Below are 5,370 nucleotides of genomic sequence, written 5' to 3'. Positions count from 1 at the left end.
GCTCACTTACCAGCGGCTACAGGCACCGAGTCTGCCAGCGACCGACCCGATAACACCCATTAGGAGGTACTGCGTTCGCTCTGCGTCTCAACCGCCTCGATGAGCGTGGAGGTCGACGTCCTGAGCGAGCTCTTCCTGTTCCTCGGTACAGCCGCACCGCAGTGGGAGCCCAGGTCGGGCATTGCCTGGGCCGGGCGATGGGAGCACGCTTGCCGGTAGAGGATGGGGTGGCTCGTGTGGGCTCGGCGTTGACGCTCGAAAGGACTGGGCGGCTGCCGCACGGCCCGGGGCCGTTGGCGCTGTGGGCGACCGTCGTCGGCGGGCTCGCCACGCTGGTGGTGTCGATCGTCCTCGCGATGGCCGGTGACGAGTTGGTCCGGCCCGGGCTGCAGGCGTTCCTGTTCAACTGGATCACCGTCCCGTACCTGATCAGCGGAGCCATCGCCTGGTGGCGCCGGCCCGCCAGCAGGCTCGGGCCGCTGATGATCGCGACTGCGTTCGTGATGGCACTCACCGCTCTGCAGTGGTCATCGGTGCCCATCCTGCTCTCCCTCGGCCACCTGCTCGACATGCTGCCGTCGGCGATGTTCCTGCACGTCTTCCTGGCCTATCCCAGCGGACGGCTGGAGGGGCGGCCGCGACGGATAGTCGTGCTCGCCGGGTACTTCGTCGCCGGGATCCTGCAACTCGTGAAGGTCTTGCTCGGGATCAATCCGGACAGCCTCTTCGCGGTCACGGAGAACCCGGCAGCGGCCGCCCGGATCGAACAGTTCCAGCTGATCGCAATGAGCGCGCTGCTGCTGTTCGGCGCGGTCCTCCTGCTCCGACGACCGATCGCGAGCCAGACGCGTCGGCGTCCGGCCGCGCTGCTGGTGGACACGTTCGGCCTGGCGCTGATCATGCTCGCGGTCCTCTTCATCGCCGGTCTTCGTGGCTGGTCTCATGTCGAGACCGTCCGGCACATCACGTTCGCGGCACTCGGGCTCGCGCCGATCGCGTTCCTGCTGGGTCTGCTGGACGCCCGGCTGGCCCGGACCGATGTCGGCGGGCTGCTGCTGGAGTTGCGCGCGGACCCAACCAAGGATCTACGCGAACCACTCGCCCGTGCGCTGCACGATCCCTCGTTGCGGCTCGCCTACTGGCTGCCGCAGTACGGGAGCTGGGCCGATGCCGAAGGACATGCCGTCACCCTGGCCGGTCCCGGGGACGAACGGGCGACACGAGTGATCTATCGCGACGGCGAGCCGGTCGTCGCATTCGAGTTCGACCGGTCGCTCGAGGACGAGCGGGAACTGCTGGACGCCGTGGCCGCCGCGGCCGGTATCGCCCTGGAGAACAGCCGGCTGCAGGCCGAGCTGCGAGCCCGGCTGCGCGAACTGCAAGGGTCGCGAGCGCGCGTCCTCGACGCCGGCCAGAAGGAGCGGCAGCGGCTCGAGCGCAATCTGCACGACGGCGCCCAGCAGCGCCTGGTCGCGCTGGCGCTCGAACTCGGGATGCTCGCCGGCAGCTCCGCGACCGAGACGGAGACGGAGACCAGGGCACGGCTGCTGCGGGCGAAGCGGGAGATCAGCGTCTCGCTGGACGAACTCCGTGACGTGGCACGCGGCATCCATCCCGCCGTACTGACCGGTCACGGGCTGGCCGTCGCACTGGAATCCCTCGCCGCACAGGGCGCAGTACCGGTCACGCTGGACGTCGAAGTCGGCGGCCGGCTGCCCGAGCGGGTCGAGGTCGCCGCGTACTACGTGGTCAGCGAGAGCCTGACCAACATCGGCAAACACGCGCACGCGACCGCCGCCTCCGTCCGGGTCACCCGGGCGGCCGGAGCGGTCGTCGTCGAGGTGATCGACGACGGTCTCGGCGGAGCGGACACCGAGCGCGGGACCGGCCTGCGCGGGCTCGCCGACCGGGTCGAGGCGGTCGGCGGCAGGCTGCGGGTCTGGAGTCCCGTGGGTGGCGGGACCCGGCTGGAGGCGGAGATCCCATGCGAGTAGCGATCGCCGAGGACAGCGTCCTGCTGCGCGAGGGAGTAACCCGGATCCTGAGCGAGGCAGGGCTCGAGGTGGTCGCGGCGTACGACAACGCCGACGACCTGCTCAGGTACGTGCGCAGCTTCCCGCCGGAGGTCGCGATCCTCGACATCCGGTTGCCTCCCACGCACAACGACGAGGGCATGCGCGCCGCTCTGCAGATCCGGGAGCAGCACCCGGAGGTCGGCGTCCTGGTGCTGTCGCAGTACCTCGAGCTCGGGCTGGCCATGCAGCTCCTGTCGGAGTCCGCCGAGGGCGTCGGCTACCTGCTGAAGGACCGGATCAGCGACGTCGACGACTTCACCGGCGCGGTCCAGCGGGTGGCCGGCGGCGGCTCGGCCATCGATCCGAAGATCGTCTCCACCCTGCTGCAACGGCGGCGCGGTGACGATCCGCTCGCGCTGCTCACCCCGCGCGAGCGCGAGGCGCTGGAGCTGATGGCCACCGGCGCCTCCAACCAGGGCATCGCCGACGCGCTGGTGATCACCCTGCGGGCTGCGGAGAAGTACGTCTCCGGCATCTTCACCAAGCTCGGCATCCCGTCCACCCGCAGCGAGTCCCGCCGGGTGCTGGCCGTCCTGCTCTACCTGCGCGCCTGACGACGGACACCAGAAACCCGTACCCCACCTCCACCGGTTGACCGGGCTGCCGAACGCGCCCGCCGGGGCGAGTCTCGACGGAGACGCTGCCTGTGGAGGAAAGATGCTGAAGACCCGAATCATCCAGAACGAACCCGTCCGGGCCGATCGATCGCCGTCGATCATCGAGGTCGACGGACTGAGCAAGGACTACGGCTCGGTACGGGCGGTGGACCGGCTCAGCTTCTCGGTCACCGCCGGGACGATCACCGGTTTCCTCGGTGCCAACGGCTCTGGCAAGACGACGACGCTGCGGGCTCTGCTCGGACTGATCGCGCCGACCGAGGGCAGCTGCCGGATCGAGGGCCGCTTGTACCGCGATCTCCGCCGGCCGCTGAGCACCGTCGGGTCGATGCTCGAGGCAACGACTCATCCGGCCCGGACCGCCCGGAACCACCTGGCGATGCTGGCGGCCGAGGCCGGAGCACCGCACTCACGGATCGGTTCGCTGCTGGAACTGGTCGAACTCGACGCCGCTGCCGACCGCCGGGTCGGCGGCTTCTCCCTCGGGATGCGTCAGCGACTGGGCCTGGCCGGCGCCTTGATGGGCGATCCTGCGGTCCTGGTTCTGGACGAGCCCGCAAACGGTCTCGACCCCGAAGGCATCCGCTGGCTGCGCGAGTTCCTGCGCGGTCTCGCCGCGGAGGGCCGCACGATCCTGCTCTCGAGCCGCGTGCTTGCAGAGGTCGCGCAGACCGTGGACGACGTCGTGGTCATCAAGGCCGGCCGACTCGTCACCCAAGCTCCGCTCGACACGCTCCTCGCGGCGCACGCGTCGCACCAGGTGCGCGTCCGTACCGCGCAGCCGGACGTGCTGGTCACTGCTCTGGCCGCCGACGGGTTCACCGGAATCGCCGGACCGGACGGCGCGGTCGTCGTGACCGGTTGCCCGCCCGAACAGATCGGCCGGCTGGCGCTCGAGCACGGCCTCGTGCTCTCCGAGATCACTGACGAGACCCCGAGCCTCGAGGACACCTTCCTCGCACTCACCACGCAATCCGAGGAGAACTGATGATCACGCTGATCCACTCCCAGGTCCTCGGTCTGCGGACGCTCCGCAGTACCTACGGCGTCCTGCTCGGCGCGGTGGCCGCCGTGCTGGTGATGGTCCTCGCCGACCTCGGCACCAATCTCGGGGTCGCGTACGTCGAGCCGGTGCAGGTGCGCGAGCCGGTGATGATCACCGTCGGCGTCATCGTCACGATCATCGTCTGCCTGTACGCCGCGAGCGGGGTCGCGGGAGACTACCGGTACGGCACCATCACCCAGCGCCTCCTCGCCGCGCCCCGCAGGTCACGCCTGCTGATGGCGAGTCTGGCCACCTATACGGCGTTCGCCCTCGTCGTCGGCGCGGCCGCGATGGGCCTGGCCCTGGCGATCGCACAACCACTCGTCGCAGCCAAAGACCTCACGCTCGGACTGACCCCCGCGATCGTCGTGAGCGCCATCGCCGCCGTCCCGCTGTTCGCCATCGTCGGCGTCAGCATCGGCACCATCTGCCGCAGTCAGGCCGCCGCGGTACTCGTGATCGTCGGCTGGTTCCCGGCCGAGAGGTTGCTCGGGCTGGCGCTCGGCGACTGGGTGGCGTACCTCCCCTACGGCCTGATCAACCAGTTGCTCGGCCTAGAGGGCGCCACCTTGGGCCGCGGTACGGCAGTCCTCTGTCTCAGCGGCTACGCAGCCGTGTCCGCCCTGCTCGCCGCGGCTGTGCTCTCTCGCCGTGACGTGAGTTAGTTCCCCGTCCACCTTTGATCCCAGGAGATCCATCATGTCCTTCATCCGCAATCACCCCGTTTTCACCTTCTTCGTGCTGGCTTACGCACTGGCCTGGGGAGCAGTCCCGTTCGGCAGCTTCTTCGCCCCGGGTGCCCTGGTCGCCGCCCTCATCGTGGTCTTCCTGACCGAAGGAGTCGCCGGCCTGCGGGCCATCGGCGCCCGGCTGATCCGGTGGCGGGTCCGATGGATCTGGTACGTCGTCGCGCTCGCCGTCCCGCTGCTCATCCACTTCGTCACGATCTCGATCAACCAGGCGCTGGGGGCGTCCGCACCGTCCACCGGTCAGTTCACGCCGTGGTACGGGATCGCGCTGGCGATCGGCATGAACATGATCGACCCCTTCGGCGGGCCGTTCAGCGAGGAGCCCAGCTTCCGCGGCTTCGCGCAGGCGAGCCTCCAGGCCAAGCGCACCCCGCTCGTCGCCACCGCGATCATGGCCGCGGCGATCACCGGCTGGCATCTGCCGTTGTTCTTCATCTCCTCGTTCGGGCTGCATCCCTATGAGGCATTGACCACCGTCGCCGTCACCTTCTGGTACGCGTGGCTGTTCAACCACGCCGCCGGCAGTGTCCTCATCACCCTCATCGCCCATGCCACCGAGGGCAGCATCAACACCTCCGATCTCTGGTCCGCCGGCGCCGACGCGACCCGCGAGAGCTGGCTGTACGCCGCGGTGTGGTGCGCGCTGGCCGTCGGCTTGCTGGTCTTCAACCGCCACTTCTGGACGAGTCCCGCATCCGCCGACAGCATCAATCCGGGTCGGCGTCCCGCCGAGGTCCCGGAGGCAGTCTCATGACCACCACACCGATCGCCCCGGTCCCGGCCAACTGCGCTTGGCGATCGCTGCGGTCGAGCGGACGGCGTGCGGAACGACAGACACCCCAGGTGTTAAGGGTGTCAAGCGGCGGTGGTTTGGGTGCGGTGTG

5 protein-coding genes are annotated in these 5,370 nt (G+C 69.3%); all 5 read left to right on the top strand.

The window, feature by feature from the left end:
- Positions 1-209 precede the first annotated feature (209 nt).
- The 5 genes from ACFPJ1_RS37115 (at position 210) to ACFPJ1_RS37095 (ending at position 5,240) form a co-directional block, all read left to right on the top strand.
- Positions 210-1,994 carry a sensor histidine kinase gene (locus ACFPJ1_RS37115; RefSeq protein WP_380110989.1) on the top strand — a complete coding sequence of 595 codons (1,785 nt, stop codon included), beginning with the start codon at positions 210-212 and terminating at the stop codon, positions 1,992-1,994.
- Positions 1,985-2,629, top strand: a complete 645-nt coding sequence (locus ACFPJ1_RS37110; protein WP_380110988.1) for a response regulator transcription factor — start codon at positions 1,985-1,987, stop codon at positions 2,627-2,629. The genes ACFPJ1_RS37115 and ACFPJ1_RS37110 overlap by 10 nt, the downstream gene beginning before the upstream one ends.
- Positions 2,630-2,732: 103 nt before the next feature.
- Positions 2,733-3,680 (top strand): ABC transporter ATP-binding protein, encoded by a 948-nt coding sequence (locus ACFPJ1_RS37105; protein ID WP_380110987.1) that lies wholly within the window; start codon positions 2,733-2,735, stop codon positions 3,678-3,680.
- The gene (locus ACFPJ1_RS37100; protein ID WP_380110986.1) at positions 3,680-4,402 is read left to right on the top strand and encodes a hypothetical protein; all 723 of its coding nucleotides are present in this window, start codon (positions 3,680-3,682) and stop codon (positions 4,400-4,402) included. The genes ACFPJ1_RS37105 and ACFPJ1_RS37100 overlap by 1 nt, the downstream gene beginning before the upstream one ends.
- A 34-nt stretch (positions 4,403-4,436) precedes the next feature.
- Positions 4,437-5,240, top strand: a complete 804-nt coding sequence (locus tag ACFPJ1_RS37095; protein ID WP_380110985.1) for a CPBP family glutamic-type intramembrane protease — start codon at positions 4,437-4,439, stop codon at positions 5,238-5,240.
- The last annotated feature ends 130 nt before the right edge of the window (positions 5,241-5,370 follow it).

The sequence above is a fragment of the Kribbella qitaiheensis genome (genome assembly GCF_042657745.1).
In the GTDB taxonomy this organism is placed as follows: domain Bacteria; phylum Actinomycetota; class Actinomycetes; order Propionibacteriales; family Kribbellaceae; genus Kribbella; species Kribbella qitaiheensis.
Note: the sequence above shows the minus strand (reverse complement) of the source record. Positions and strands in the feature narration are given on the sequence as shown.

Coding starts and splice junctions, on each gene's coding strand:
- ACFPJ1_RS37110 (WP_380110988.1), top strand. CDS start 1,985: ATGCGAGTAGCGATCGCCGAGGACAGCGTCCTGCTGCGCGAGGGAGTA.
- ACFPJ1_RS37105 (WP_380110987.1), top strand. CDS start 2,733: ATGCTGAAGACCCGAATCATCCAGAACGAACCCGTCCGGGCCGATCGA.
- ACFPJ1_RS37100 (WP_380110986.1), top strand. CDS start 3,680: ATGATCACGCTGATCCACTCCCAGGTCCTCGGTCTGCGGACGCTCCGC.
- ACFPJ1_RS37095 (WP_380110985.1), top strand. CDS start 4,437: ATGTCCTTCATCCGCAATCACCCCGTTTTCACCTTCTTCGTGCTGGCT.